We start from the raw sequence: 26,753 nt of genomic DNA on the forward strand, positions 1-26,753 counted from the left end.
AGAAGCGGTTTTTTTAGATGTCTAGAGTTTTCACTCTTTTCATCCTAACTCTTTTATCCTAAAAACTATTTTCTGTTTTTGAAGAATTTAAAGTCTTTACCAATGAATTTTGCATTGCTACCTAATTCTTCTTCGATACGTAATAATTGATTGTATTTTGCAATCCTATCAGAACGAGAAGCAGAACCAGTTTTAATCTGGCCGCAGTTTAAAGCAACCGCTAAATCAGCAATGGTAGTATCTTCAGTTTCTCCAGAACGGTGAGACATTACAGATGTATAGCTGTTGGTTTGCGCCATGCTTACAGCATTAATAGTCTCTGTTAAAGAACCAATTTGGTTTACTTTTACCAAAATAGAGTTTCCGGTTTGGTTATCAATACCTTGTTTTAAACGAGTAACATTAGTTACAAATAAATCATCACCAACTAATTGAACTTTATCGCCAATTCTTTCGGTTAATAATTTCCAACCATCCCAATCGTTTTCATCCATACCATCCTCGATAGAAATGATAGGATATTTCTCTGTTAAAGAAGCTAAATAAGCTACTTGCTCCGCACTGGTACGTTTTGCTCCGTTTGGTCCTTCAAATTTAGAATAGTCATAAATTCCGTCTTTGTAAAATTCAGATGCAGCACAGTCAAAAGCTAAACAAATATCAACACCTGGTTTGTAGCCAGCTTTCTCAATCGCTTTTAAAATGGTTTCAACACCATCTTCAGTACCTTCAAAAGTAGGGGCAAAACCACCTTCATCACCTACCGCAGTAGATAAACCTCTATCGTGTAAAATAGCTTTTAAGTTATGAAAAACTTCTGTACCCCAACGTAAAGCCTCAGAGAAAGAAGAAGCACCAACTGGCATAATCATAAACTCTTGGAAAGCGATAGGAGCATCAGAGTGAGAACCACCATTAACAATGTTCATCATTGGGATAGGTAAAGTGTTAGCATTAACACCACCAATATAACGGTATAAAGGTTGTCTGCTTTCTTGTGCCGCAGCTTTAGCTACTGCTAAAGAAACACCTAAAATAGCGTTTGCACCTAAGTTACCTTTGTTTTCAGTACCATCTAATTTTAACATGATGCTATCAATGGTGTTTTGTTCAAAAACATCAACACCTCTTAATTCTTTAGCAATCACATCATTAACATTGGCAACGGCCTTTAAAACGCCTTTACCTAAATATACAGATTTATCTTTATCACGTAATTCTACAGCTTCGTATTGTCCGGTTGAAGCACCAGAAGGAACAGCTGCTCTTCCAATAGCACCGTTTTCGGTGATTACATCTACCTCAATGGTAGGGTTACCTCTCGAGTCGAGGATTTGTCTTGCATGTACATCAAGAATTAAGCTCATAGTATTTAATTTGTTGGATTATTCGATTCTACTCTTAGTGTTAAAAGTACACTAAAGTATAGTTTTTATTTTAACTGGGCAAATATAAACTTTTTAGGCATATGCTTTAAGTATAAAATATTATGTATATGCTAAGAAAATGTTGATTTTATTTTTTTTGAAAAGCAAAGTTTTGCTACTATTTTTAGGTAGTCTGGCTTTTCGCTCATACGTCACTAGGCCTTAGCCACATAGCCGGTATACGCTTCAATCCAGTTTATGGGGCAGGGCTTGTGCTAAGATTAATCGTATACAGGCTTCATAGATTTATCATTTATCTATAAAAATCAAAAATTATAGTTTTTAAGCTATAAATCATACTGCTTTTTTATGTTAAATTTCAATTTATCATAGGTTTATGCCCTCAAATTCCTAAAAAATTGCTAATCTTGCAGCACTAACATTTCAAACAAAACCAACATATTTAATTATACATCATGAGTAAAGCAATTTCAGACATCGGGATTATAGGTATAGCTGTAATGGGCGAAAACCTAATCTTGAACATGGAAAGTAAAGGATTTCATGTAACTGCGTACAACCGTACTGTAGATAAAGTAGAAAACTTTATCAACGGTAGAGCTAAAGGGAAAAACATCTACGGAGCAAAATCTATAGAAGATTTAATAGGCTCTTTAAAAGCTCCACGTAAAGTTATGTTAATGGTAAAAGCAGGTAAGCCTGTTGATGATTTTATCGAACTATTAATCCCTCATTTATCTCCTGGTGATATTATTATTGATGGTGGAAACTCTCACTTCCCTGATACTGAACGTCGTGTTAAGTATTTAGAAGGCAAAGGTTTGCATTTTATTGGTAGTGGTGTTTCCGGAGGCGAAGAAGGTGCTTTGTTAGGCCCTTCAATTATGCCTGGTGGTTCTAAAGCTGCATGGCCAGCTGTAAAACCTATTTTCCAAGGTATAGCCGCAAAAGTAGACGATGGTTCTCCTTGTTGTGATTGGGTAGGCGACGGCGGTGCAGGTCACTTCGTTAAAATGGTACATAATGGTATCGAGTATGGCGATATGCAATTGATAAACGAAGTTTATCATATCATGAAAGACGTTTTAGGAATGTCTACAGATGAAATGCATGAAGTGTTTAAAGAGTGGAATGAAGGCGAATTAGATAGCTATTTAGTAGAAATCACCAGAGATATTTTAGCTTACAAAGAAGCTGATGGCACACCAATCTTAGATAAAATTTTAGATACCGCCGGACAAAAAGGAACAGGTAAATGGACTGGTACTGTAGCTTTAGAGCTGGGTATTCCATTAACTTTAATTACCGAGTCTGTGTTCTCAAGATGTTTATCAGCTTTAAAAGATGAGCGTGTTGCTGCATCTAAAGTTTTAACTGCTGGTCCAAAGCCATCATTTAATGGCGATAAAAAAGAATATATCAATTACTTAAGAGATGCATTATATGCTGCTAAAGTGATTTCTTATGCACAAGGTTACCAAATGATGAAAGCCGCAGCTAAAGAATACGGTTGGGAGTTAAGCTATGGTAATATTGCTTTAATGTGGAGAGGTGGATGTATTATCCGTTCTCGTTTCTTAGGAAATATCAAAGAAGCATTTGATAATAATCCAGACTTGGCTAACCTTTTATTAGACCCTTATTTTGCTGAGAAAATTCAAGCTTGCCAAAATGGTTTAAGACAAGCGGTGGCTCTAGCAACTATCAATGGTATTCCTGCACCTTGCTTAAGCGCAGGCTTAAATTATTACGATGGTTACCGTTGCGAGCGTTTACCTGCTAATTTATTACAAGCACAACGTGATTATTTTGGAGCGCATACTTACGAGCGTATAGATAAGCCTAGAGGAGAATTCTTCCATACCAATTGGACAGGTCGTGGTGGTACAACTTCATCTACAACTTATGTAGTTTAGTATAAGCAACATATTAAACAAAAGCCTTTTAGAATTTTCTAAGAGGCTTTTTTGTTAAAATAAACTAAAAATTTTAGCTAAAAAGAATTATTTATATTTTTATGAGCAATTAGGATAAGTTAACTACCTAAAGCTTGTCCTATAATTTTTATGGCGCAAAACTTTCAACTGCAATTAGCTTCAGAATTTGTACAGTATACTGATAAGAATGTTTTCCTAACTGGGAAAGCTGGTACAGGTAAAACAACTTTTTTACATCGTTTAAAAGAAAACTGCCCCAAAAGGATGGTTATAGTAGCGCCTACAGGTGTGGCGGCCATTAATGCAGGTGGAAGTACTATCCATTCTTTTTTTCAATTAGCATTTGGACCTTATGTGCCCAATGCTGATCAAAAATCATTTCAACACAAAATGAATAAGCAAAAAATCAGTCTAATAAAAAGTCTTGATTTATTGGTTATTGATGAAATAAGTATGGTTAGAGCCGATACTTTAGATAATATTGATGAAGTTTTAAGAAGATATAGGGATAGAAATAAGCCTTTTGGTGGCGTACAACTTTTAATGATAGGCGATTTGCATCAGCTTTCTCCTGTTGTTAAAGATCAAGATTGGGAGCTGCTAAAACCATATTACAGCAATTTATACTTTTTTAATAGCAGGGCTTTACAACAAACATCGCCAATAAGTATAGAGCTTAAACATATCTATCGCCAGTCTGATACTTTTTTTATAGATATTTTAAATGCCGTTAGAGAAAACCGTATTGATGAGCAAGTTTTAGCGCAGCTTAACCAACGTTATATCCCTAATTTCAATCCTGATGAAGAAGAAGGTTATATCACGTTAACATCTCATAACCAATCTGCCAATATCATTAACGATGAAAAGCTAAAAAGTTTAAAAGCAAAAAGCCATTATTATAAAGCTGATGTGAAAGGCGAGTTTCCAGAGTTTTCTTATCCCAACGCATTAGAGTTGGAGCTGAAAGAAGGTGCACAAGTTATGTTTGTTAAAAACGACGCTTCTAGAGACAAGCTCTATTTTAATGGGAAAATTGGTAAAATCATCAAAATAAAAGATGACTATATCCATGTAAAATGCCCCGGAGATTTACAAGAAATTGTGGTAGGCAGGGTAGAGTGGGAGAATACCAAATACGAGTTAAATCCAGATACGAAAGAAATAGAAGAAAAAGTAATAGGTAGTTTTATTCAATATCCTATTAAATTGGCTTGGGCTATCACCATCCACAAAAGCCAAGGTTTAACTTTTGAAAAAGCTATTATTGATGCTAATGCCGCCTTTGCCCATGGGCAAGTTTATGTGGCTTTAAGCCGATGTAAAAGCTTCGAAGGGATGGTTTTGCGTACGCCAATTTCTTTTAACAGCATAAAAACAGATGGAACTGTTGCTACTTACACTAAAAATGCGGAGCAAAACAGCCCGGGAGAGCAGCATCTTGTAGAGGCTAAAGTTGTTTTTCAAAGAAATTTGTTATTAGAGCTTTTTGATTTTAAACGATTAAAATCATCACTTTATGTGTGTAAAAAATTAGCAGAAGAATATCATCAAATTATAAGTTTAGGCTTTTTAGAGAATATTAATGCAGTTAGAGAGGCAGCAGAAATTGATATTTATACTGTAGTGGAGAAATTTAACAGGCAGATTGAACAATACTTGCAGCAAGGTAAGTTACCGGAGGAAAATGAGGAGTTGCAAGAACGTGTTAAAAAAGCTTGTACTTATTTTGCAGATAAGCTAATTGTGCTTCATGAAAACTTAGATAAAGTAAGTTTTGATGCAGATAATAAAACCATTAAAAAGCAATTTTTAGAGGCTATAGAGCAGGTTGAAAAAGAGGTTTTCATCAAGCAATCTGCACTTAAACTTTGCTGTAATGGTTTTCAAACTTTAAATTATCTAAAAACTAAGGCCAATGCAGAGATAGATTTCCTGAACCTTAAAAAAGCTACTCCGGTAGAAAAAGCAACTGCTCCGGTTACTGGTGTTAACCATCCCGAATTGTACAAAACCATTAAAACTTGGCGAGACCAATTAGCTGCAGAAAATAATGTACCGGTTTATCATATTTTACCGCAAAAGGTTTTGATAGAGTTGGTAAATAAATTGCCTTCAAACTTTCAAGAACTAGAAAGTATAAAAGGAATAGGTAAAACCAAAGTGAAGCAATTTGGGAACGAGCTATTGGTGATGATTAGCGAATATTGCGAGAAGAAAGAAGTCTCTCAGACACCTTTTCAATTGTTTGTAAAAACCACGGCAGAGAAAGTAGATACCAAAAAGTTAAGTTTCGATTTATTTAAAGCAGGTAAAACCATGCAAGAAATTGCTTTAGAAAGAAATTTAGCGCTTACTACAATAGAGACTCATTTAACACATTACATTGGTACTGGCGATTTAGATATTTATAGCTTTGTAAATAAGAGTAAAGTAAGCCAAATTCAAGATTATATCTGGAGAAATAAACCTTCATCTATGAATGATACCAAAGCAGCTTTAGGCGAAGAGATTTCTTATGGCGAAATAAGAGCGGTTATGAAGTTTATGGAACTTAATAACTCGTAATACTATTAAAATAAAAAATCCCTCTTTTTGGGAGGGATTTGTATGATTATTATCCTTTCATCATTTCCACAAAATCATCAAATAAGTATCTTGAATCATGCGGACCTGGTGAAGATTCTGGATGGTATTGTACAGAAAACGCTTTTTTACCTTTAACTCTTATACCTTCAATAGATTGGTCGTTTAAGTTTAAGTGAGTAATTTCTACTTTGTCAGATTTTCTAACTTCTTCTGCAATTACACCAAAACCGTGGTTTTGAGAAGTTACTTCGCAGTGGTCTTTAATGATGTTCTTTACAGGGTGGTTTAAGCCACGGTGGCCGTTAAACATTTTCATGGTACCAATACCATTAGCTTGTGCTAATAATTGATGCCCTAAACAAATACCAAACAAAGGCTTGTCTTCTTCAAGAATTTCTTTTACCGTTTCTATGGCATAAGGCATTGCAGCAGGGTCTCCAGGGCCATTACTAATGAAGTAACCATCAGGGTTCCATTTTTTCATTTCATCGTAAGAAGTTTTAGCAGGAAAAACCTTAGCGTAAACACCTCTCTCGGCAAAATTTCTTAAAATATTTTTCTTAACACCTAAATCTAAAACAGCAACTTTTACCGGAGCATTTTCATCACCAATAAAATAAGGCTCTTTTGTACTTACTTGCGATGAAAGCTCTAAACCATCCATAGAAGGTACACCAGCAAGTTTAGCTTTAAGTTCATCAATATCTAATATTTCTGAAGAGATAATGGCATTCATAGCACCTTTATCTCTAATATGTCTTACCAATTCACGGGTATCAATATCAGAAATACCTACAATATGCTCGTCTTGGAAATAGTCTTGAATAGATTTTTCTGCTTCTTTTCTACTGTAATTGATATTGAAGTTTTTGCACACTAAACCAGCAATTTTGATGCTTCCAGACTCAATCTCATCAGCATGTATACCATAATTACCAATATGAGCATTGGTAGTAACCATGATTTGTCCAAAATAAGAAGGGTCTGTAAAAATCTCCTGGTAACCAGTCATACCTGTATTAAAACAGATTTCGCCTGTTGTAGTGCCAATTTTTCCGGCTGCTTTACCGTGGAAAACGGTTCCATCAGCTAAAAGAAGTACGGCGGGTAATTTTGTGTAGTGTGCGTTCATTTGTGATTAATAAACTCTAAATGAAAATTTAATTGAAAAAGGCTATGGGATGGAATAAATTCCTTGATGTTAGTGTAAGAAATAAGAGCTTGCTTATTTTTCATCTCGGGGTGCAAAAGTAATAAAAATAGCATAATAGACAAAGTAAAAGCTTAAAATAATTATCATTTAAAATATGCTATTCAATATTAATACCTAAAATATTAAACATTACATTTTCCTTTTTCTAACTTTGAGGCCTGTTAACATAACTAAATTAACACTACATAATTATTAAAGATGTCTGTACATAAAGAAATCAGGAGAATAACAACTCATATTTTACAGGAAATGAAAAATAGAGGAGAGAAGATAGCGATGCTTACTTCTTATGATTTCTCTATGGCAAGAGTTGTTGATGAAGGTGGAGTAGATGTTATCCTTGTTGGAGATTCTGCTTCTATGGTGATGGCCGGACATGAAACTACCTTGCCTATTACTTTAGATCAGATGATTTATCATGCAGCATCTGTTATAAGAGCAACGAAAAGGGCTTTAGTTGTGGTTGATTTACCTTTCGGTTCTTATCAAGGGAACTCCAAAGAAGCTTTAAACTCAGCTATCCGGATTATGAAAGAATCTGGTGCACATGCGGTGAAATTAGAAGGTGGGACAGAAATTGTTGAATCTATCCAAAGAATTATAGCTGCTGGGATACCCGTAATGGGGCATTTAGGTTTAACGCCTCAATCTATTTATAAATTTGGTACCTATACAGTAAGAGCTAAAGAAGAAGCCGAAGCTCAAAAACTTAAGGAAGATATTTTAGCCTTACAAAACGCTGGCTGTTTTTCTGTTGTTTTAGAGAAAATACCTGCCGCATTAGCTAAAGAGGTTACAGAAAGTGTGCAAATTCCTACTATTGGTATTGGTGCAGGTGGTAGTTGCGATGGACAAGTGTTAGTGATTAATGATATGATTGGTTTAACCAAAGGTTTTACCCCTAGATTTTTAAGGCAATATTTAGATTTATTTACAGAAATTAATGGAGCTGTAAAATCTTACGTATCTGATGTTAAAAGTGGAGATTTCCCTAACGATAAAGAACAGTATTAGTTAGTTGGTTAGAAAGACATACAAGTTAGACATATTAAATGGAATTACAAAGGGTCTCAATACGCATATCTCAGTACTCAAATCCAATATAAAAGTTCTCAAATCTCACACCTCAATACTCATATCTAAAAAAAATGTCTGAATACCCAGATTTAAATTATACAGTTACAGATAAGGATGTTCTTTACGAGGATAATCATCTTATTGCTATTTATAAAAAAGCAGGCTGGATTGTTCAGGTTGATGATACCGGAGATTTATCTTTGGATGATATGGTGAAAAAATACATCGCCGAAAAATATCAGAAACCTAATGGTGCTTTTTTAGGTGTTGTACATCGTTTAGATAGACCAGTTAGCGGGGTAATACTTTTTGCAAAGACTTCTAAAGCATTAGATCGTATCAATAAAATGTTTAAAGAGCGACAAATGCATAAAACTTATTGGGCAGTGGTAAGACAAAAGCCTCGTAAGATGGAAGGAAAGCTGATTCATTGGCTGGTTAAAAATCCTAAAAAGAATATTACCACCGCTTATGATGAGGAAGTTAAGGGCAGCCAAAGAGCCGAGCTAAACTTTAAAGTATTAGGTTTTTTAGATGGTTATTATCTGATTGAGGTAGATCCTATAACAGGTAGGCCTCATCAAATAAGGGTTCAGTTAGCTACTTTGGGAAGCCCTATTGTTGGTGATAATAAATATGGATACCCACGTGGCAGCCGTAAAAAGAGTATCTGTTTACATGCTAGAAGGTTGCAATTTGTACATCCGGTTAAAAATGAACCGGTGGATATCTTTGCTCCTTTACCAAAAGATGGTTTTTGGGATAAATTTGAAAGCTTTAAAAAATAGTTTTAATGATTTGTTTCTTCTTTAAGCTTAATTAAAGTTTCAACTATTCGGTCTAACAATAAATTTCTTTCGCTAATTAGTCTATCGCCTAAAGCCATTAGCTTTTTAATATTCTTAGGTGTGGCTGCATCCATTCTTTCATCAACACTTTGTAAATCTTTAGGCTCTAGCCTGATGTATTGATTAGAGATTCCTAAAAAGGAAAAAATCTGCATCATATAAAAATGGCTGGTTTCACTCGCTCCGCTCATCATCATATCTAATAAGGCTGGTACAACAAATAAAGCTTTTGTCTGACTTAGTTCATCGCTATCATATGATTTTTTAGAAACTCCAGTTCCTAAAGATAAAATATGTATGTTTCTAGGGATTTCTTTTTCAGGTGTTTTTTGTATTTCTACAAAGGCACTTAAAGTAGGGTTGGTAGCAAAAACACCTCCGTCTAATAAGGGGTATCTAACGCCTGCTAAAGAATAAATCTCGGCTACACTAAAGAAAGTTGGTGCTGCTGACGTGGCTCTACAAACATCCCTTAAATAAAAGTCTCTACTATTGCCTCTTTCTATGGCAGTTTTTTGTCTAAAAAAATGAGCCTTCCTTAATTCTATATTATAGGCAGTAATAATACAAGGCTTTATCAACTGACTAAGTTTGACATCGCCAAAATAATCTTGCAGAATTTTTTCCCAAGCTGCATTATTGTATTTTTCTGTTACCCAGCCAATTTGTGCTAATATTTTTTTAAAGCCTTTGTTTTGGAAAATCTCTGCGCCATGTTTAATATAAAGGTCTAAAGCTTCTTTAGCGCTAAATTTGGGTTTTTTAGGGTCTGCATCAGAAGGGCAAAGTAATAAGCCGGTTAATATTCCACCGGTACTTGTGCCCGCAAAAAAGTCGAAATACTCTACTATTGATGCATCGGGGTTATGGGTTTTTCTTTTTAGTCTTTCTTCTAAGCTAACTAAAATCATTCCCGGTATAATGCCTTTAATGCCTCCACCATCAATAGATAAAATTACTTTCATAGAAATTACAATTTAAGCTTTTACGCTAAATGTAATAAACAAGAATTAATAATCAATTGTGTTATTTAGGATTTTTAAATAATTGGGTTGTCATTAAACCATACTTAGAGGCTACTATTCCGATACCCATTCTGCCTAATTTGGGATTTAAAATATTGGCTTTGTGTTTAGGCGAGTTCATTAAGCCTTCGTGGATTTCTTTAATGGTTGATGCATAAGCGATATTTTCTGCGGCAGCTCTAAATACTATACCCGCTTTTTTCATTCTGTCAAATGGATTTTCTTTATCAGGATTTATATGTGAGAAAAAATCTCTTTTAGCCATATCTCTGCTATGTGCTCTGGCAACTAACTGAACTTGTTGATCATAAACTAAAGGAGCTAATCCGGCTTTTTTTCTCTCTTGATTAACTAGTTGATGCAGTTCTCGCTCTAAGTTTTCTATGTCTATAGGCTTAGTAATACTTGTGTTTGGCTTATTTGGAAGCGTATTTTTTGAAAAGCTACAAGATAAAATAAGAGGAATAATAAGTGCTATTTTATGAATATGGGTCAACATACAGATGGTTTTTTGGCATAACGTTAATTATAAGAGTTTATTTCATAGAGAAATAGGTAGATTTTGGCTCTTCACCTGGTAGATTCTCCCACTTTGTCCTACTTTTCTAATAAAAAATAGAAAAATCTCCCACTTAGCAATTTTTTATGTATTTAAGTATTTGATAATCAATGTTTTTGTAGTGGTGATGAACTTGTACTTTATAGATGTTTTGAAAGATGAGTAAGGTTTAAAATGCCTAAAAACTTTCTTTCTAAGCATTTTTTAAGGTGTTGAAAACTTTTTGTGGTAAAAAGTGGTAAGAAGTGGAACTTATGTTTATTTTTACATTAAGAAAAACTATATACACTTAGTATGTCTCATCTGATTGGAGAATTTGATTGTAAGCTTGATGCCAAAGGACGCCTTATGGTGCCTTCTGGTTTGAAGAAGCAATTGCCTGCGGCAGATGCGGAGGGTTTAGTGATAAATCGTGGTTTTGAAAAACATTTGGTTATTTATTCTAAGGCCGAGTGGGATAAGGTAACTGCTGAATTAGCGCAGTTAAATCAGTACGAAGAAAAGAACAGAAAATTTATTCGCTATTTCACAAGAGGGGCTACAGAGCTTTCTTTGGATGCTTCTGGAAGAGTTTTGTTGCCAAAATCTTTGTTAGAGTATGCTGGTATAGGTGCTGAGGTGGTTTTGTCTTGTCAGTTTAATAAAATAGAAGTTTGGGCTAAAGATGCTTACGATGCTCAGTTGGATGATGAGCCAGAGAATTTCTCAAGCCTTGCTGAAGAGGTAATGGGTAAAGGAAGGAGGATAGATGGATAACGTTTATCATGTTCCAGTAATGTTGAGAGAGTGTATTGAAGGGTTAGCTATACAGCCTGAAGGTGTTTATGTTGATGTGACGTTTGGTGGTGGTGGTCATTCAAGAGAAATTATGAAGCACTTAGGTGATGATGGGGTTTTGGTAGCTTTTGATCAAGATGAGGATGCGAAGCAGAATATCATTGATGATGAGAAATTTGTTTTTGTTGACCAAAACTTCAGGTTTCTTAAAAATAATTTAAGAGCTCATGATTTAATCCCAGTTGATGGAATATTGGCTGATTTGGGTGTTTCTTCTCATCAATTTGATGTTCCAGAGCGTGGTTTCTCTATTCGTTTTGATGGTGATTTAGATATGCGTATGGATCAATCATCCGGTTTAACCGCAAAAGAAGTTGTAAATACTTATGAAGAAGAAGATTTGCATAAAATCTTTGGGATTTATGGTGAGATACAAAACGCAAAATCTTTAGCTAGAACTATTGTCACGGCAAGGTTAAACGCTCCTATAGAAACAATTTCTCAGTTAAAAGCGGTCATTCATAAATTAATTCCAAGAGGGAAAGAGAATAAATATCTAGCTCAGGTTTTTCAAGCGCTAAGAATAGAAGTTAACCAAGAAATGGAGGCTCTTAAAGATTTTCTAGAGCAAACAGCAGAAGTTTTAAAGCCAGGTGGAAGGTTAGTAGTGATGTCTTACCATTCTTTAGAAGATAGGTTGGTTAAAAATTTCATGGCTAAAGGAAAGTTTAGCGGAGAGGTTGATAAAGATTTTTTTGGGAATGAGATAAAGCCCTTTAAGGTTTTAACGAAAAAGTCGGTTACGGCTAGTGAAGAGGAAATTAAAATAAATAACAGAGCAAGAAGTGCAAGATTAAGAATTGCTTTAAAACAATGATAAATAAAATTAGAGAGCCTAAAGTAGAGCCTGTAGAGGAAGATATCCTTCCGAAGCAGAAAGAGGAACCTAAAGAGGTTGCTCCAGGCTTTTTGGTTTCTCTTTTTACAAAAGGTGTTGTCTCTAAAGAAGGTGCTACAGAAGCGCTTCCGTTTATAGTGTTTTTGGCTTTTCTGGGGATGATTTACATAGGGAACAGGCACACTGCAGAGAATAATATTAGAAAAATAGATAAGGTTGGCAAAGAAGTAAAAGAGTTGAGTTGGGATTTTAAGACACTTAAAGCTGACCTCATGTTTAAAAGTAAACAAACAGAAGTGGCAAGCAGGGTAGACTCTGTTTTGGGTCTTAAAGTTTCTGTAGAGCCACCAATAAAAATAAAAATTAGTCCTGATGAATATAAGAACTAACATTCTTCTGCGTGTTTACGCGGCTTTCGGGGTTATCGTTTTATTTGCATTTGCTGTAATCGCTAAAATGGTTCATGTGCAAGTTGTAGAAGGCGATAAGTATAGGGCTATGGCTGATAGTTTAAGTACTAAATATGTAGAGGTTGAGGCGGCTAGAGGGAATATTTATTCGGCAGATGGTAGCTTACTAGCTACATCAGTTCCAGAATATGAAATAAGGATGGATTTATTGGCGGGTGGTATTGAGGATGATAAAGTTTTTTATGAAAAAGTAGATTCTTTGGCTTATCGCCTTGCGGCACATTTTAAAGATAAGCCAGGTTTTAAATATGCTCGTCTTTTGCGTGATGCTAGAGAGGAGCGTCAGCGTTATTTCTTGATTAAAAGAAATGTGAGCTATCAGGATTTAAAGGCCTTAAAAAAGTTTCCAATATTCAACTTGGGTAGGTATAAAGGTGGGATGATAGCGGTTCAGCAAAACAAAAGAATTTTCCCTTTCAGAGATTTAGCTGCCAGAACCATAGGCTACTATAATGCAAATGCTGGTGCGGCAGTAGGTTTGGAGGGTGCTTATGGCGATTATATTAATGGAGAAACTGGGAAAAGACTAGTCCAAAGAATTGCAGGAGGCGTTTGGATGCCAATTAATGAGGATGCTGAAATTGCTCCTAAAGATGGCGCTGATATTATCTCTACTATTGATATCAATATGCAAGATCTTGCACAAAGTGCTCTAAAAAAACAGTTGATAAAAAGCGAAGCAGATTTTGGTTGTGTGGTGGTGATGGAGGTAGAAACTGGCAAAATTAAAGCTATAGCAAATTATACCAGAGATGGTGAGGAGCTTGAGTATAAAGAGAAGTTTAATTATGCTATTGCGCAGAGTGCAGAGCCTGGTTCAACTTTCAAATTAGCCTCTTACATGATTGCTATGGAAGATGGTAAGTTTGACTTAAACGACCGTGTTGATACAGAGGGGGGCAAATACAAAGTCTACCGTCATACCATTAAAGATTCTCACGAAGGTGGTTATGGGGTAATAACCATGAAACAAGCTTTTGAAGTTTCATCTAACGTAGCTATTGTAAAGCAAATTTATAACCATTATAAAGATGAGCCTGAAGAGTTTACCAGCAAGCTTCATGATTTAAAACTTGGAGAGAAAATGGGTTTGCAAATTCCCGGAGAAGGCAAGCCATTAATTAAGACACCAGAAAGCAAATCATGGAGTGGCTTAACCTTACCGCAGATGGCTTATGGTTACGAGCTTAAAATGACTCCAGTAGAAATATTAGCACTTTATAATGCAGTAGCTAATAACGGTAAAATGATAAGCCCAATGTTTGTGCAAGAAATTAGAAGATTAGGTTCTACTGTTGAGCAATTTAAACCTAGGGTTATCAATAATAAAATATGTTCTGATGCCACTTTAGAGAAACTTAAACTCATGTTAGAAGGTGTTGTGATTGATGGTACTGGAAAAGCTTTAAACAATCCACTGTATAAAATAGCCGGTAAAACAGGTACGGCACAAGTGGCAGATGGTTCTAAAGGTTATAAGGGTAAAAGACAATATCAAGCATCTTTTTGTGGGTATTTCCCGGCAGAGAAGCCTAAGTACTCGATGATTGTTGTTGTTCAAAACCCAACCAAAGGTTCTTACTATGCTGCAGATGTTGCAGGACCAGTTTTTAGAGAAGTTGCTGATATGGTTTATGCTGGCGATATCCAGATGTACTCTGATATTAAAGCACCTAAATTGGTTGGTAATACCAGATTACCAAAAGTAAAAGAAGGGCATAAAAAATCTGCGCAGAAGGTGTACAGCGCTTTTGGTATTAAACCTTATTTCGCTTCGGCTTTAGAAAATGATATTGATACTAATAATGGTATTACTTATAAAGAAGTGAAAATGAATCGTGGCGTTGTGCCAGATGTGGTGGGTATGGGTTTAAGAGATGCATTATTTGTTTTAGGAAATTCTGGCTTAAAGCCAATAGTTAAAGGAAGTGGAGAAGTAGTTACACAGTCTTTAGCAGTAGGAACACCTATCATGAAAGGGACTAAAATTTTAATCGAGTTGCGATAATGGCGGTTTTAAAAGACATATTGTATGGTGTTGCTTTAGAGCAAGTAATTGGCTCAACCGAGGTTGAAATAGCCCAAATTGCTTTCGACTCTAGAAAAGTAGCGTCTCAAACACTTTTTGTTGCCATTAAAGGAACTCAAACAGATGGACATGAATATATCAGCTTAGCTGTAGAAAAGGGTGCTTCTGCTGTCGTTTTAGAAAACTTACCAGAACATTTGGTAGAAGGTATCACCTATTTAGTTGTGGCAAATTCTGCTAAGGCTTTAGGTACTATGGCAGCTAATTTTTACGATCATCCATCATCAAAGCTAAAATTAGTTGGAGTAACAGGTACTAATGGTAAAACAACAGTTTGTACTTTGCTTTATCAACTATTTAGAGATTTAGGTTATAAAGTAGGGTTAATATCTACGGTAGAGAATAAGATAAATGATGTTATAATTCCATCAACCCATACTACGCCAGACCAAGTTGCACTACAATCTTTAATTCATAAAATGATTGATGCAGGTTGCGATTACTGCTTCATGGAAGTTAGCTCGCATGCCGTAGCACAGCATCGTATAGAAGGGTTAAACTTTGCTGGAGCTGTTTTTACAAATATCACTCATGACCATTTAGATTTTCATTTAACCTTTGATAACTACTTAAAGGCTAAAAAAGGTTTTTTTGATGGCTTAAATAAATCAGCATTTGCGCTTACCAATATTGATGATAAAAATGGTGAGGTAATGCTACAAAACACCAAAGCTTACAAAAAGAGCTATGCCTTAAAAACTTTAGCTGATTTTAAAGCTAAAGTGATAGAAAATCAATTCTCTGGTTTACATCTGGATATTGATGGCCAAGAGATTTACATGAAAATGGTAGGCTCTTTTAATGCTTATAATTTATTAGCTGTTTACGCAACAGCTATGTTGTTAGAGCAAGATAAAATAAAAGTCTTAACCATTTTAAGCAGACTAAGTGGGGCAGAGGGTAGGTTTGATTACATCGTGGCACCAAATAAAGTAGTAGGTATTGTTGATTATGCACATACGCCTGATGCTTTAAGAAATGTGCTATCCACCATAGATAATATCAGAAATGGAAATGAATCTATCATTACCATTATAGGTTGTGGCGGAGATAGAGATAAAACCAAACGCCCTGTAATGGCGCAAACAGCTTGTGATTGGAGTAATAAAGTTATTCTTACTTCAGATAATCCTCGCTCAGAAAATCCTGAAGATATTATCAAAGATATGCAAGCTGGTGTAACTCCTGTAAATCAGCGTAAAGTGCTTACCATTATTGATAGAAGAGAGGCAATAAAAACAGCTTGTCATTTAGCTCAGCCTGGTGATATTATTTTATTAGCAGGCAAAGGCCATGAGAAATATCAAGAGATAAAGGGCGTAAGGACAGATTTTGATGATAAAAAAATATTGTTGGACCAATTTAACCTACTTGCTTAATGTTATACTACCTTTTTAACTTTTTAGATAAACAATTTGATTTCCCTGGGGCGGGTGTATTTCAGTTTATCTCTTTTAGGGCAAGTATGGCCATCATCTTATCCTTAATTATTACCACTGTTTACGGCAGTAGGCTAATTAAGTATTTAAGATATAAGCAAGTTGGCGAAACTGTAAGAAATTTAGGTTTAGATGGCCAAATACAAAAGCAAGGCACACCAACAATGGGTGGTTTAATCATTATTGCTGGGGTTTTAATCCCAACTTTATTGTTTGCCAAGCTAGAAAATATATACATCATTTTAATGATTGTGACCACCATTTGGATGGGCGCAATAGGCTTTTTGGATGACTATATCAAGGTATTCAAAAAAAATAAAGAAGGTTTAGCAGGTAGGTTTAAAATTGTAGGTCAGGTTGGGTTGTCTATTATTGTCGGTTGTACGATGTATTTCCACCCTGGAATTTTAGTGAGACAAACTGTTACACAGGCATTACCAGCCGGAAGTTCTACTACACAAACTGAAGCTGTTTACAATCAAGAAGGAAAGAAGTTGATAAAAGTAGAAAAATCAACAGGAGTACATTATGCTAATGATGTAAAATCTACCATTACCAATATTCCTTTCTATAAAAATAATGAGTTTGATTACGCCAAAGTCTTAAAATTTATGGGCGATGGCTATGAGAAATATGCTTTTCCGGTGTTTCTGCTATTCGTTATTGTTATTATAACAGCGGTTTCAAACGGTGCTAATATTACAGATGGTATAGACGGATTGGCTACCGGAACATCAGCTATTATTGGAATTACTTTGGCGTTACTAGCTTATGTTTCTGGTAACATGATTATAGCTGACTATCTGAATATTCTTTATATCCCAAATTCTGGAGAGCTAGTAATTTTTGCAGCAGCTTTTGTTGGTGCTTGTGTGGGTTTCCTTTGGTACAATACTTTTCCAGCTCAGGTTTTTATGGGCGATACAGGAAGCTTAACTATTGGAGGTATTATAGCAGTTTTGGCAATTATGATACGTAAGGAATTACTTATTCCTATACTTTGTGGAGTTTTCTTGATAGAAAATATATCAGTGATTATGCAGGTTTCTTGGTTTAAATACACCAAGAAAAAATATGGCGAGGGTAGAAGAATCTTCTTAATGTCGCCACTACACCACCACTTTCAGAAAAAAGGTTATCACGAAGCTAAAATAGTTACCCGCTTTTGGATTATAGGGATATTACTAGCAATTATAACCATTGTAACCCTGAAATTGAGGTAGAAAGAAGAAAATAAAGAGTAAAAATTAAATGAGTAATAAACATCAAGATATGAACCCTTTAGAACAAAATACTACTTCTTTCAATACGAAGAGACTTGTTGTTCTTGGAGCTGGAGAAAGTGGCGTTGGTGCTGCTATTCTGGCCCAGAAGCATGGTTTTGATGTTTTTGTTTCTGATTTTGGTGCTATTGCAGATCATTACAAAGCAGAACTTACTGCTTTTAATATCCCTTTTGAGGAAAATCAGCATACTGAAGATTTAATCCTAAATGCTACCGAGGTTGTTAAAAGTCCGGGTATCCCTGATAAGGCTCCAATAATCAAGAAATTATTAGAAAAAAATATTCCAATTCTATCAGAAATAGAGTTTGCAGGTAGATATACCAAAGCTAAAACTATTTGTATTACTGGTTCAAATGGTAAAACCACTACCACGCTTTTAACTTATCATATTTTAAAGAAAGCAGGTTTAAATGTTGGTTTAGCAGGTAATATTGGGAAAAGTTTTGCTAAGCAGGTTGCTCAAGAAAATTTTGATTATTACGTATTAGAAATTAGCAGTTTCATGCTAGATAATATGTATCAGTTTAAAGCTGATATAGCTATTCTACTAAACATCACACCAGATCATTTAGATAGATATAATTACGAGATGCGCAATTATGTGAACTCTAAATTTAGGATTGCTCAAAATCAAACACAAGAAGACCATTTTATCTATTGTGCTGATGATCCAGAAACAGAAGCAGTAATTGCAGATTTTGCTATTAAAGCTCAAATACATCCATTTTCTATCAAGAAAGAAGTTGCTAATGGTGCTTTTGCATCAGGGCAAACCATCACATTTAATCTAAACCATTCAGATAAATTAACTATGTCATTTTCAGATTTAGCACTACAAGGTAGTCACAATGTTTACAACTCTATGGCTTCTGGTATAGCGGCTAAGATTTTAGATCTTAGAAACGCAACCATCAGAGAAAGCATGGGAGATTTTAAAAATATTGAACACCGTCTGGAACATGTTGCCAAAATTTCAGGTATTACTTTTATTAATGATTCTAAAGCAACCAATGTAAATTCTACTTGGTACGCACTAGAAAGTGTTAATACCGATGTTGTATTAATTATGGGCGGCGTAGATAAGGGAAATGATTATAGCATGATTAAAGATTTGGTTAAGCAAAAGGTTAAGGCTATAGTTTGCTTAGGTAAAGACAATAAAGCTATTCATGATGCTTTTGAAGATGATGTAGAAGTTATCGTGAATACATTTTCTGCTAGAGAAGCTGTAGAAGTAGCTTATCATTTAGCAAAAAAAGGAAGCACCGTTTTATTGTCTCCTGCTTGTGCAAGTTTTGATTTATTTAAAAATTACGAAGACAGAGGTAATCAATTTAAAGCAGCTGTTAGAGAACTTTAATATCGATAAACATGATTAAAGATATTCTAAATCATACCCGTGGCGATAGATGGATTTGGTTAATCATCATCCTGCTTTCGTTGCTTTCTGTGCTAGCTGTTTACAGTGCTACAGGTACCTTGGCATACAAGCGTGGGGTTGGCTCAGAGTCTTTAATGTTTAAGCATTTGTTATTTATCATCATAGGTTTTGTTTTGATATATTTTGCCCACTTACTTAATTACAGGTATTACGGTGGGATATCAAAAATTTTAATGATTATCACCATTCCACTACTGCTTTATACACTACTTTTTGGTAGCACCATGAATGATGCAAGCAGATGGATTGCAATACCGGGAACAGGTTTAACTTTTCAAACATCAGATTTAGCTAAGTTGGCACTTATTACTTTTTTGGCGAGAACACTTACTAAAAAGCAAGAAAATATTAAAGATGTAAAGAAAGCATTTATCCCTATTATGGGCTCCGTTTGTTTGGTTTTTATCTTAATTGGTTTAGCAAATTTATCAACAGCATTAATGTTATTTGGAGTTAGCATATTGATTTTATTAATAGGAAGAATAAGCTTTAAACAAATTGCTGTTGTTTGTGTAGGAGGGTTTGCGTTATTACTAACATTGGTGTTTTTTGGTCCGCGTAGAGAAACTTATAAATCAAGAATTAACGCATATATGCATCCAGAGATGCAGCATTCTGATAAGACCTTTCAACAGGATCAAGCAAAAATAGCTGTAGCTACGGGTGGTCTTTTAGGTAAAGGTCCGGGTAATAGTACGCAAAGAAATTTCTTACCACACCCTTATTCAGATTTTATTTTCGCCATTATTATAGAAGAGTATGGTATGGTTGGTGGTATTCTTGTGGTAGCCCTATACCTATTACTCATGTTTAGGATTATCAAGATAGTAACGCAAGCTCCTAAGGCTTTTGGAGCCTTATTAGCTGCAGGTTTAGGTTTTAGTTTAACCATACAAGCATTAGCAAATATGGCGGTAGCGGTAAATTTATTTCCGGTTACAGGTGTTCCATTACCACTAGTAAGTATGGGAGGAACTTCCATCTTGTTTACAAGCGTAGCATTCGGTATTATTTTATCGGTTAGTAAAGATGTAGAGGAGTATAAAGCAGATTTAAAAGCAACAAATAAAGAAGAAAAAGTAATTGTAGGAGAAATACCTGCAATGGGGTAAATATTTAGTGAATGATAGATGGATTGAATGAGAGATTGACATTATTTAAATCACTAAATCAAAATAAATTTAGTAGGGCGATACAGAATCAATCAATCATTAAATCAATCCATCAAAAATAAAAAATATGGCAAAAAGAATCATCATAAGCGGAGGCGGAACAGGAGGACACATCTTCCCTGCTATTGCTATAGCCAATGCTTTGATAGCTTTACAGCCAGACACAGAAATACTTTTTGTAGGTGCCTCAGGAAGAATGGAAATGGAAAAGGTTCCGGCTGCAGGTTATCGCATTATTGGTTTAGATATCCAAGGTTTTCAAAGAAGTAATTTAGCTAAAAACCTGTTATTACCTTTTAAATTATTAGGTAGCATAAGAAAGTCTCTACAAATTATCAAAGATTTTAAACCTCATGCAGTAGTAGGAGTTGGCGGTTATGCGTCTGGGCCTTTATTGTATGCAGCTTCTTTAAAGAAAATTCCTTACCTCATTCAAGAGCAAAACTCTTATGCAGGTATCACCAATAAATTATTAGGTAAAAAGGCGGAGAAGATATGTGTTGCTTTTGATGCCATGGATGCATTCTTTCCTGCCGAGCGTATTATTAAAACAGGTAATCCAGTTAGAAAAGAATCGGTACAAATTGCAGATAAACGTAAAGATGCAGCGGCATTTTTTGAATTGGATGAAAACAAAAAAACGATTTTAGTAGTAGGTGGTAGCTTAGGTGCTGGTACTTTAAACAAAAGCATGATGGCTGGTTTAGGCTTATTACAAGGCAATGATGTACAACTGATTTGGCAAACAGGTAAATATTATTACCGTAGTATTATAGATAGTTACGGCAATCAACCTAAAGACAATGGGATAAGAATTTTTGAATTTTTAAATCGTATGGATTTTGCTTTCGCGATGGCAGATGTAATTATCTCAAGAGCCGGAGCAGGAACCATTGCAGAGTTATGTTTGGTTCAAAAACCAGTAATCTTAGTGCCATCACCAAATGTTGCAGAAGACCATCAAACTAAAAACGCTATGGCTTTAGTAAATAAAGATGCAGCCGTTTTAATTGATGATAAACATGCTGAATCTGATTTGGTAGAACAAACCATAAAATTATTGAAAGACGAAGCTAAGATGAAGGCTTTATCTTCAAATATAGCCGAGCTGGCTTTGCCATCGGCAGATGAAACTATTGCAAAAGAAGTATTAAAAATTGCATTATAGCATGATAAAATTAGAAGACATACAAAGGGTTTATCTTGTCGGAATTGGCGGTATTGGCATGAGCGGTCTTGCCCGTTATTTCCATAAAAGAGGCTGTGTGGTATGTGGGTATGATAAAACTGCTACCCCGCTTACACAAAGCTTGGCAGATGAAGGTATCCCGGTGCGTTATGAAGATTTGGAAGAAAATATTCCGATGAATTTTCATGAGCTTTCCTCTTCAACTTTAATTATCTATACACCTGCAATTCCGCAGGATAGTGTGGTTTTAAACTTCTTTAAAAGAAAAGGCTTTACACTTTATAAACGTTCGCAGGTTTTAGGTATTCTGTCTGCTGGTATGTATACCATCGCGGTAGCTGGTACCCACGGAAAAACAACAACCAGTACATTAATAACACATTTGTTGTTAAATGGAGGGAATGATTGCTCAGCATTTTTAGGTGGTATTAGTTCTAATTACAATACCAATATCATCATAGGTAAAAATAATGTGATGGTAGTTGAGGCCGATGAGTATGACAGATCTTTCTTAACCCTACATCCTGATGTTGCTGTAGTAACCTCTATGGATGCAGACCATTTAGATATTTATGGTGATGAAAGTCATCTGATAGAATCTTTCAAACTATTTGCTGGCCAGGTAAAAGCTGATGGTAAATTGTTTATCCGTAACGGATTGCCATTATCAGGAACTTCAACTTATGGATTAACCACCCAAGCAGATGCTTATGCGCAAAACATAAGGGTAGAAGCAGGCGAGTTTAAGTTCGATTTTAAAAATCAAGAGCTAGAAATGCCAAACTTAGTTTTAGGATTAGCTGGCCAACACAATATAGAAAATGCAGTGGCAGCTATACAAGTTGCCCTTTTAATGGGAATATCTAAAGAGGATATAAGAGCAGGTTTAGCAAGTTTTAAAGGTGTAAAAAGACGTTTTGAGTATATCATCAAACAACCTAAAAGAATTTATATAGATGATTATGCACATCACCCAGAAGAGCTAAGGGCTTGCTTTAAAGCTGTAAGAACCTTATATCCAGATAAAAAGTTAACAGTTGTTTTTCAGCCACACCTATTTACCAGAACTAGAGATTTTGCAGACGGTTTTGCAGAAGTTTTGGCTACCGCCGATGAATTACTGCTTTTAGATATTTATCCGGCAAGAGAATTGCCTATACCGGGTGTTGATAGTGATTTCTTAGCTCAAAAAATAAATTCAGATAAAGTTATCAGATGCTCTAAAGAGCAAGCTTTGCAATTGGTAAGAAGTTTAAACCCTGAGTTGTTGGTAACTGTTGGGGCCGGAGACATAGATACATTGGTTAAACCTTTACATACTTTATTTACAAATGCTTAAAAAGATAAAATGGAAATTGGTAGGTGCTATATTTCTCTGGCTGATAAGCTTGAGTGGTTTAGTGGTGCTGATGAGTTTTATCGAAACTAAAAAAGTAGAAACAGTTTGCAGGGAGGTAAAAGTAATCTTACCCGGAAATCAATATTTTATAGAAAGAGCAGAAGTTGATGAAATACTAGCTTCAAAAAATGGTTTATTGGTGGGTAGAAGGTTAGATAATATAGATTTGCAGAGCTTAGAAGATAGGTTGCAAGCTAATCCTTTTATAGAATACGCCAATGTTTTTGCTGATATGAATGGCGTAATCCATGCAAATATTAGGCAGCGAGTGCCAATTTTAAGAATGTTAAATATTGCCGGTCAAGATTATTATATAGATCAAAACGGGTTGAAAATTCCATTATCAGAACATTTTACAGCTAGAGTTTTAGCTGCAAACGGAATGATATTAGAAGGCTTTAGCGGTAAAATTGATACCCTTAGAACAGCTTTGGCTAAAGATCTTTTTAAAGTTGCAGTACACATTGCTAAAGATTCTTTATGGAACGAGCAATTTGTACAGCTATATGTAAATGATAAGAAAGAAATAGAGTTGGTTCCTAGAGTGGGCAAACAAAAAATCATTTTCGGAGATGGAAATGATATTGAAGATAAATTTAAGAGACTATTGGTTTTCTATAAAAAAGCTATCCCTTACGTGGGTTGGGATACTTACTCATCGGTAAGTTTAAAATTTAAAGGTCAGATAGTTTGCCAAAAAAGTGATTCTACAATCTTAAGAACACAGATTGAGCAGCAGCAGTTAAGAGATAGCTTACGCAAAGAAGAAATTAAAGAAATAGCAAAAGATTCAATACAAAATACATTATAGACATGGAAAAAGGCATTACTAAACAATCCAAAGTATCACCCATTGTAGTAGGTCTTGATATTGGTACCACTAAAATTTGTGTTATCGTGGGCAGAAGAAGCGAACACGGTAAAATTGAAGTTTTAGGCTTAGGTAAGGCAGAATCTGCCGGTGTTACCCGTGGCGTGGTTTCTAATATAGCAAAAACCGTTAAAGGTATCACCCAAGCAGTAGAAGAAGGTAGTTCGCAATCTAATGTTGACATTAAAATTGTTAATGTTGGTATTGCTGGGCAACATATCAAAAGCTTGCAGCACCGTGGTATTTTAACTAGAAAAGACCTCAGTAATGAAATCTCTAAAAGGGATATCGATAGGTTAATAGACGATATGTTTAAACTAGCGATGAACCCAGGAGAGGAAATCATACATGTATTACCACAAGAATTTACGGTAGATAATGAGCCGGGTATAAAAGACCCTGTTGGTATGGCAGGAGTGCGTTTAGAAGCAAACTTTCATATCATTACCGGGCAAGTAACGGCTATTAAAAATATCATGAAATGTGTGGTGCAAGGTGGTTTAGAAACTCAGGATTTAATTTTAGAGCCTTTAGCTTCCGCAGAATCTGTATTGAGTGAAGAAGAAAAAGAAGCAGGTGTTGTTTTGGTAGATATTGGTGGTGGTACAACCGATGTGGCTATTTTTCATGAAGGTCTTATAAGGCATACTGCGGTTATTCCTTTCGGAGGTAACAGCGTAACTGAAGATATCAGAGAGGGGTGCTCTGTTATGCGTAATCAGGCCGAATTATTAAAAACTAGGTTCGGTTCTGCATTAGCAGAAGAAAATAAAGAAAATGAAATTATTTGTGTTCCAGGATTAAGAGGAAGGGAGCCAAAAGAAATCTCGGTTAAAAACTTAGCTTATGTGATACAAGCTAGGATGGAAGAAATCATAGACCATGTTTACTATGAAATCAAATCATCTGGTTACGAGAAAAAATTAATAGGCGGAATTGTAATAACTGGTGGTGGTGCGCAGTTAAAGCATTTGTCACAATTGGTAGAATATGTAACAGGTTTAGATTGCAGAATTGGTTATCCTAATGAGCACTTGGCAAAAAATGAAGAATTGCCTAAGAATGTTTATGAGGATTTAAAAAGTCCAATGTATGCAACAGGTATCGGTTTGTTAATAAAAGGCATTGAGAAAGTAGAAAGCGAATTGCAGAAAGATTATAAAGTTTCATCTTCTGCGCCTGTGTCTTCTGTTGCAGAAAGCAGTTCTAAGAAAAACAGAGGGTTATTTGCTTCTTTACTAGAAGGAACTAAGAAATTTATTAAGGATGATATTAGCGATCAGGATTTTCTTAAATAATTTTCAACAATCAGGAAGTTTTCCACACTATTAACATTTGTGGATAACTGTTGTGGAATATTTTTTAATATTACATACAGGAATAATTCAATTTTATAAAACGCTTAAAAGCTGATAATAAAGGATATGCAGTTTGAAATGTTAAAAGAAAAATCATCAATAATCAAAGTTATTGGTGTTGGTGGTGGCGGTGGTAACGCTGTTAACCATATGTACAGGCAAGGAATTACTGGTGTAGACTTCATCATATGTAATACCGATGCTCAGGCTTTAGAACTCAGTCCTATCCCCAATAAAGTACAATTAGGTGCAAGTTTAACAGAAGGAATGGGGGCAGGCTCTATTCCAGAAGTTGGAAAAAACTCGGCTATAGAAAATATAGACGATGTTAAAGAAATGCTTGGTGCTAATACCCGTATGCTTTTTATTACTGCCGGAATGGGCGGTGGTACTGGTACAGGTGCTAGTCCTATCATCGCTAAAGCAGCTAAAGAACTAGACATTTTAACTGTTGCTATTGTAACTACACCTTTTTCCTTTGAAGGTAAACGTAGAAGAATGCAAGCAGAAGAAGGACTAGAAGAATTAAAAAAATATGTTGATTCTTACTTAGTAATTTCTAATGATAGATTGCGTGAGATATTTGGTAACCTAACATTAGGCTCTGCATTTGGCCAGGCTGATGATATTTTAACAACCGCAGCAAAAGGTATAGCAGAAATTATTACGGTACCGGGTTATATAAACGTCGACTTTAAAGATGTGCGTACTGTAATGAAAGATAGCGGTGTAGCTATCATGGGAAGTTATGCAGCAGAAGGCGAAAACAGAGCTTTGAAAGCTGTTGAAGGCGCTTTATTATCACCACTATTGAAAGATAATGAAATAGAAGGTGCAAGATACATTCTATTAAATATCAGTTCTGGTGATAAAGAGGTTACCATGGATGAAGTAAGTATTATTACAGACTTTATTCAAGATCAAGCTGGTTTATCTGCGGATTTAATTTGGGGTAATTGTAATGATGCTTCTTTGGGCGATAAAATTTCTGTAACCATAATTGCTACAGGTTTCCAAACTAGAGAAGAAAGAGTACAAACGCAGCAAAGCGCTCCAAAAAAGCAGTTTTTAACAACTGATACCCCTTTAATTAGACCTGTTAATGAATTTGTACAGGCTAAACCTCAGGTAGAAACGCCACAAGTTACTCAAGAGGCGGCTAAGCCAAAAGAAAGTATTTTACCTCAAGCAGATTTGTTTGGTGGTATGTTTGCACAACCAGAGCAAACTCCGGTAAATAAAGATGCTGATACCATTAGACATCAATTGATTGAGGAAGAACCAGAACAACTTGAGTCGCAAGAACAGGAAAATACTTTTGAATTTAACCTAAAAGTGGAAGAGCCTAGCTTCACTTTCTCTACACCTCAAATCAATAAAGTAGAGGAAACTTATAAAGAAGAGGAGCCTATTCAAGCAATACCAGAACCTGTACAACAGGTAGATGAATATAAAACAGATGACTCTATAGAAGAACAGTTGAGAAAATCTAAGGAGCGTATTTTAAGATTAAAAGACTTAAGTATGAAACTGAGATCAACAAGTGGTTTACAAGAGTTGGAAAATGAGCCAGCTTATAAAAGAAAGCAAATGCAACTTAAAGATGTGCCACATTCTTCTGAGTCTCAGGTATCAAGATTTACTTTAAGTAATGAAGATGGTCAAACAGAAATAAGACCAAACAATTCATTCCTTCATGATAATGTAGATTAACCTTTGCATTAACCA

Annotated in this window: 21 protein-coding genes; 17 read left to right on the forward strand and 4 right to left on the reverse strand. The window is 35.3% G+C overall.

Translation table 11 applies throughout. From position 1 onward, the window contains the following. Positions 1-65: 65 nt before the first annotated feature. Positions 66-1,367 (reverse strand): phosphopyruvate hydratase, encoded by a 1,302-nt coding sequence (gene eno, locus GJJ64_RS12755; RefSeq protein ID WP_149074807.1) that lies wholly within the window; start codon positions 1,365-1,367, stop codon positions 66-68. Positions 1,368-1,843: 476 nt separating this feature from the next. On the opposite strand from eno, the gene gnd reads away from it, so the two are divergent. Together gnd and GJJ64_RS12765 are read left to right on the forward strand one after the other, a co-directional pair. Then, positions 1,844-3,304: a decarboxylating NADP(+)-dependent phosphogluconate dehydrogenase gene (gene gnd / locus GJJ64_RS12760; protein ID WP_154288162.1), complete on the forward strand. Its 1,461-nt coding sequence runs from the start codon at positions 1,844-1,846 to the stop codon at positions 3,302-3,304. A gap of 150 nt (positions 3,305-3,454) precedes the next feature. Continuing rightward, positions 3,455-5,893 carry a helix-turn-helix domain-containing protein gene (locus tag GJJ64_RS12765; RefSeq protein ID WP_154288163.1) on the forward strand — a complete coding sequence of 813 codons (2,439 nt, stop codon included), beginning with the start codon at positions 3,455-3,457 and terminating at the stop codon, positions 5,891-5,893. Between the two features lie 49 nt (positions 5,894-5,942). On the opposite strand, the gene carA is transcribed toward GJJ64_RS12765, so the two are convergent. Continuing rightward, a complete protein-coding gene (gene carA, locus GJJ64_RS12770) occupies positions 5,943-7,046 on the reverse strand; it encodes a glutamine-hydrolyzing carbamoyl-phosphate synthase small subunit (protein ID WP_154288164.1) in 1,104 nt (367 codons plus the stop codon). 279 nt (positions 7,047-7,325) lie between these two features. On the opposite strand from carA, the gene panB reads away from it, so the two are divergent. Then, positions 7,326-8,141, forward strand: a complete 816-nt coding sequence (gene panB, locus GJJ64_RS12775; protein ID WP_154288165.1) for a 3-methyl-2-oxobutanoate hydroxymethyltransferase — start codon at positions 7,326-7,328, stop codon at positions 8,139-8,141. A gap of 134 nt (positions 8,142-8,275) precedes the next feature. Further along, complete coding sequence (locus GJJ64_RS12780) at positions 8,276-8,992, forward strand: RluA family pseudouridine synthase (protein WP_154288166.1); 717 nt, start codon at positions 8,276-8,278, stop codon at positions 8,990-8,992. Positions 8,993-8,994: 2 nt separating this feature from the next. On the opposite strand, the gene GJJ64_RS12785 is transcribed toward GJJ64_RS12780, so the two are convergent. Together GJJ64_RS12785 and GJJ64_RS12790 are read right to left on the reverse strand one after the other, a co-directional pair. Continuing rightward, on the reverse strand, positions 8,995-10,017 hold the full coding sequence (locus GJJ64_RS12785) for a patatin-like phospholipase family protein (protein WP_154288167.1): 1,023 nt from the start codon (positions 10,015-10,017) through the stop codon (positions 8,995-8,997). A 61-nt stretch (positions 10,018-10,078) separates the two neighbouring features. After that, a complete protein-coding gene (locus GJJ64_RS12790) occupies positions 10,079-10,576 on the reverse strand; it encodes a CAP domain-containing protein (RefSeq protein ID WP_154288168.1) in 498 nt (165 codons plus the stop codon). 354 nt (positions 10,577-10,930) lie between these two features. Here GJJ64_RS12790 and mraZ point away from each other — a divergent pair, with 354 nt between their 5' ends. The 13 genes from mraZ (at position 10,931) to ftsZ (ending at position 26,738) form a co-directional block, all read left to right on the forward strand. Next, complete coding sequence (gene mraZ / locus GJJ64_RS12795) at positions 10,931-11,392, forward strand: division/cell wall cluster transcriptional repressor MraZ (RefSeq protein WP_154288169.1); 462 nt, start codon at positions 10,931-10,933, stop codon at positions 11,390-11,392. Beyond that, entirely contained in the window at positions 11,385-12,290 is a 906-nt protein-coding gene (gene rsmH, locus GJJ64_RS12800) for a 16S rRNA (cytosine(1402)-N(4))-methyltransferase RsmH (RefSeq protein ID WP_154288170.1), read from the forward strand. Before mraZ ends, rsmH begins: the two co-directional genes overlap by 8 nt. Continuing rightward, positions 12,287-12,700 carry an FtsL-like putative cell division protein gene (locus tag GJJ64_RS12805; protein WP_154288171.1) on the forward strand — a complete coding sequence of 138 codons (414 nt, stop codon included), beginning with the start codon at positions 12,287-12,289 and terminating at the stop codon, positions 12,698-12,700. The genes rsmH and GJJ64_RS12805 overlap by 4 nt, the downstream gene beginning before the upstream one ends. Further along, positions 12,684-14,789, forward strand: coding sequence for a penicillin-binding protein (locus tag GJJ64_RS12810; RefSeq protein ID WP_154288172.1), 2,106 nt, complete (start codon positions 12,684-12,686; stop codon positions 14,787-14,789). The genes GJJ64_RS12805 and GJJ64_RS12810 overlap by 17 nt, the downstream gene beginning before the upstream one ends. Continuing rightward, positions 14,789-16,249 (forward strand): UDP-N-acetylmuramoyl-L-alanyl-D-glutamate--2,6-diaminopimelate ligase, encoded by a 1,461-nt coding sequence (locus GJJ64_RS12815; RefSeq protein ID WP_154288173.1) that lies wholly within the window; start codon positions 14,789-14,791, stop codon positions 16,247-16,249. Before GJJ64_RS12810 ends, GJJ64_RS12815 begins: the two co-directional genes overlap by 1 nt. Continuing rightward, positions 16,249-17,532, forward strand: coding sequence for a phospho-N-acetylmuramoyl-pentapeptide-transferase (mraY, locus tag GJJ64_RS12820; RefSeq protein WP_154288174.1), 1,284 nt, complete (start codon positions 16,249-16,251; stop codon positions 17,530-17,532). Before GJJ64_RS12815 ends, mraY begins: the two co-directional genes overlap by 1 nt. A gap of 49 nt (positions 17,533-17,581) precedes the next feature. Continuing rightward, positions 17,582-18,955, forward strand: coding sequence for a UDP-N-acetylmuramoyl-L-alanine--D-glutamate ligase (murD, locus tag GJJ64_RS12825; RefSeq protein ID WP_394350015.1), 1,374 nt, complete (start codon positions 17,582-17,584; stop codon positions 18,953-18,955). Positions 18,956-18,966: 11 nt separating this feature from the next. Continuing rightward, positions 18,967-20,148 carry an FtsW/RodA/SpoVE family cell cycle protein gene (locus GJJ64_RS12830; protein ID WP_154288176.1) on the forward strand — a complete coding sequence of 394 codons (1,182 nt, stop codon included), beginning with the start codon at positions 18,967-18,969 and terminating at the stop codon, positions 20,146-20,148. Positions 20,149-20,275: 127 nt separating this feature from the next. Then, positions 20,276-21,376 (forward strand): undecaprenyldiphospho-muramoylpentapeptide beta-N-acetylglucosaminyltransferase, encoded by a 1,101-nt coding sequence (murG, locus tag GJJ64_RS12835; RefSeq protein ID WP_154288177.1) that lies wholly within the window; start codon positions 20,276-20,278, stop codon positions 21,374-21,376. A gap of 4 nt (positions 21,377-21,380) precedes the next feature. Beyond that, the gene (gene murC, locus GJJ64_RS12840) at positions 21,381-22,736 is read left to right on the forward strand and encodes a UDP-N-acetylmuramate--L-alanine ligase (protein WP_317162941.1); all 1,356 of its coding nucleotides are present in this window, start codon (positions 21,381-21,383) and stop codon (positions 22,734-22,736) included. Beyond that, on the forward strand, positions 22,729-23,607 hold the full coding sequence (locus GJJ64_RS12845) for a cell division protein FtsQ/DivIB (protein WP_154288179.1): 879 nt from the start codon (positions 22,729-22,731) through the stop codon (positions 23,605-23,607). Before murC ends, GJJ64_RS12845 begins: the two co-directional genes overlap by 8 nt. A 2-nt stretch (positions 23,608-23,609) precedes the next feature. Next, on the forward strand, positions 23,610-24,965 hold the full coding sequence (gene ftsA, locus GJJ64_RS12850; protein ID WP_154288180.1) for a cell division protein FtsA: 1,356 nt from the start codon (positions 23,610-23,612) through the stop codon (positions 24,963-24,965). Between the two features lie 126 nt (positions 24,966-25,091). Next, complete coding sequence (ftsZ, locus tag GJJ64_RS12855; RefSeq protein ID WP_154288181.1) at positions 25,092-26,738, forward strand: cell division protein FtsZ; 1,647 nt, start codon at positions 25,092-25,094, stop codon at positions 26,736-26,738. The last annotated feature ends 15 nt before the right edge of the window (positions 26,739-26,753 follow it).

The sequence above is a fragment of the Pedobacter puniceum genome, assembly GCF_009674685.1.
In the GTDB taxonomy this organism is placed as follows: domain Bacteria; phylum Bacteroidota; class Bacteroidia; order Sphingobacteriales; family Sphingobacteriaceae; genus Pseudopedobacter; species Pseudopedobacter puniceum.

Bases quoted from the DNA above. Each gene is read 5' to 3' on its own strand.
- eno (WP_149074807.1), bottom strand. From the start codon at position 1,367: ATGAGCTTAATTCTTGATGTACATGCAAGACAAATCCTCGACTCGAGA.
- gnd (WP_154288162.1), top strand. From the start codon at position 1,844: ATGAGTAAAGCAATTTCAGACATCGGGATTATAGGTATAGCTGTAATG.
- GJJ64_RS12765 (WP_154288163.1), top strand. From the start codon at position 3,455: ATGGCGCAAAACTTTCAACTGCAATTAGCTTCAGAATTTGTACAGTAT.
- carA (WP_154288164.1), bottom strand. From the start codon at position 7,046: ATGAACGCACACTACACAAAATTACCCGCCGTACTTCTTTTAGCTGAT.
- panB (WP_154288165.1), top strand. From the start codon at position 7,326: ATGTCTGTACATAAAGAAATCAGGAGAATAACAACTCATATTTTACAG.
- GJJ64_RS12780 (WP_154288166.1), top strand. From the start codon at position 8,276: ATGTCTGAATACCCAGATTTAAATTATACAGTTACAGATAAGGATGTT.
- GJJ64_RS12785 (WP_154288167.1), bottom strand. From the start codon at position 10,017: ATGAAAGTAATTTTATCTATTGATGGTGGAGGCATTAAAGGCATTATA.
- GJJ64_RS12790 (WP_154288168.1), bottom strand. From the start codon at position 10,576: ATGTTGACCCATATTCATAAAATAGCACTTATTATTCCTCTTATTTTA.
- mraZ (WP_154288169.1), top strand. From the start codon at position 10,931: ATGTCTCATCTGATTGGAGAATTTGATTGTAAGCTTGATGCCAAAGGA.
- rsmH (WP_154288170.1), top strand. From the start codon at position 11,385: ATGGATAACGTTTATCATGTTCCAGTAATGTTGAGAGAGTGTATTGAA.
- GJJ64_RS12805 (WP_154288171.1), top strand. From the start codon at position 12,287: ATGATAAATAAAATTAGAGAGCCTAAAGTAGAGCCTGTAGAGGAAGAT.
- GJJ64_RS12810 (WP_154288172.1), top strand. From the start codon at position 12,684: ATGAATATAAGAACTAACATTCTTCTGCGTGTTTACGCGGCTTTCGGG.
- GJJ64_RS12815 (WP_154288173.1), top strand. From the start codon at position 14,789: ATGGCGGTTTTAAAAGACATATTGTATGGTGTTGCTTTAGAGCAAGTA.
- mraY (WP_154288174.1), top strand. From the start codon at position 16,249: ATGTTATACTACCTTTTTAACTTTTTAGATAAACAATTTGATTTCCCT.
- murD (WP_394350015.1), top strand. From the start codon at position 17,582: ATGAACCCTTTAGAACAAAATACTACTTCTTTCAATACGAAGAGACTT.
- GJJ64_RS12830 (WP_154288176.1), top strand. From the start codon at position 18,967: ATGATTAAAGATATTCTAAATCATACCCGTGGCGATAGATGGATTTGG.
- murG (WP_154288177.1), top strand. From the start codon at position 20,276: ATGGCAAAAAGAATCATCATAAGCGGAGGCGGAACAGGAGGACACATC.
- GJJ64_RS12845 (WP_154288179.1), top strand. From the start codon at position 22,729: ATGCTTAAAAAGATAAAATGGAAATTGGTAGGTGCTATATTTCTCTGG.
- ftsA (WP_154288180.1), top strand. From the start codon at position 23,610: ATGGAAAAAGGCATTACTAAACAATCCAAAGTATCACCCATTGTAGTA.
- ftsZ (WP_154288181.1), top strand. From the start codon at position 25,092: ATGCAGTTTGAAATGTTAAAAGAAAAATCATCAATAATCAAAGTTATT.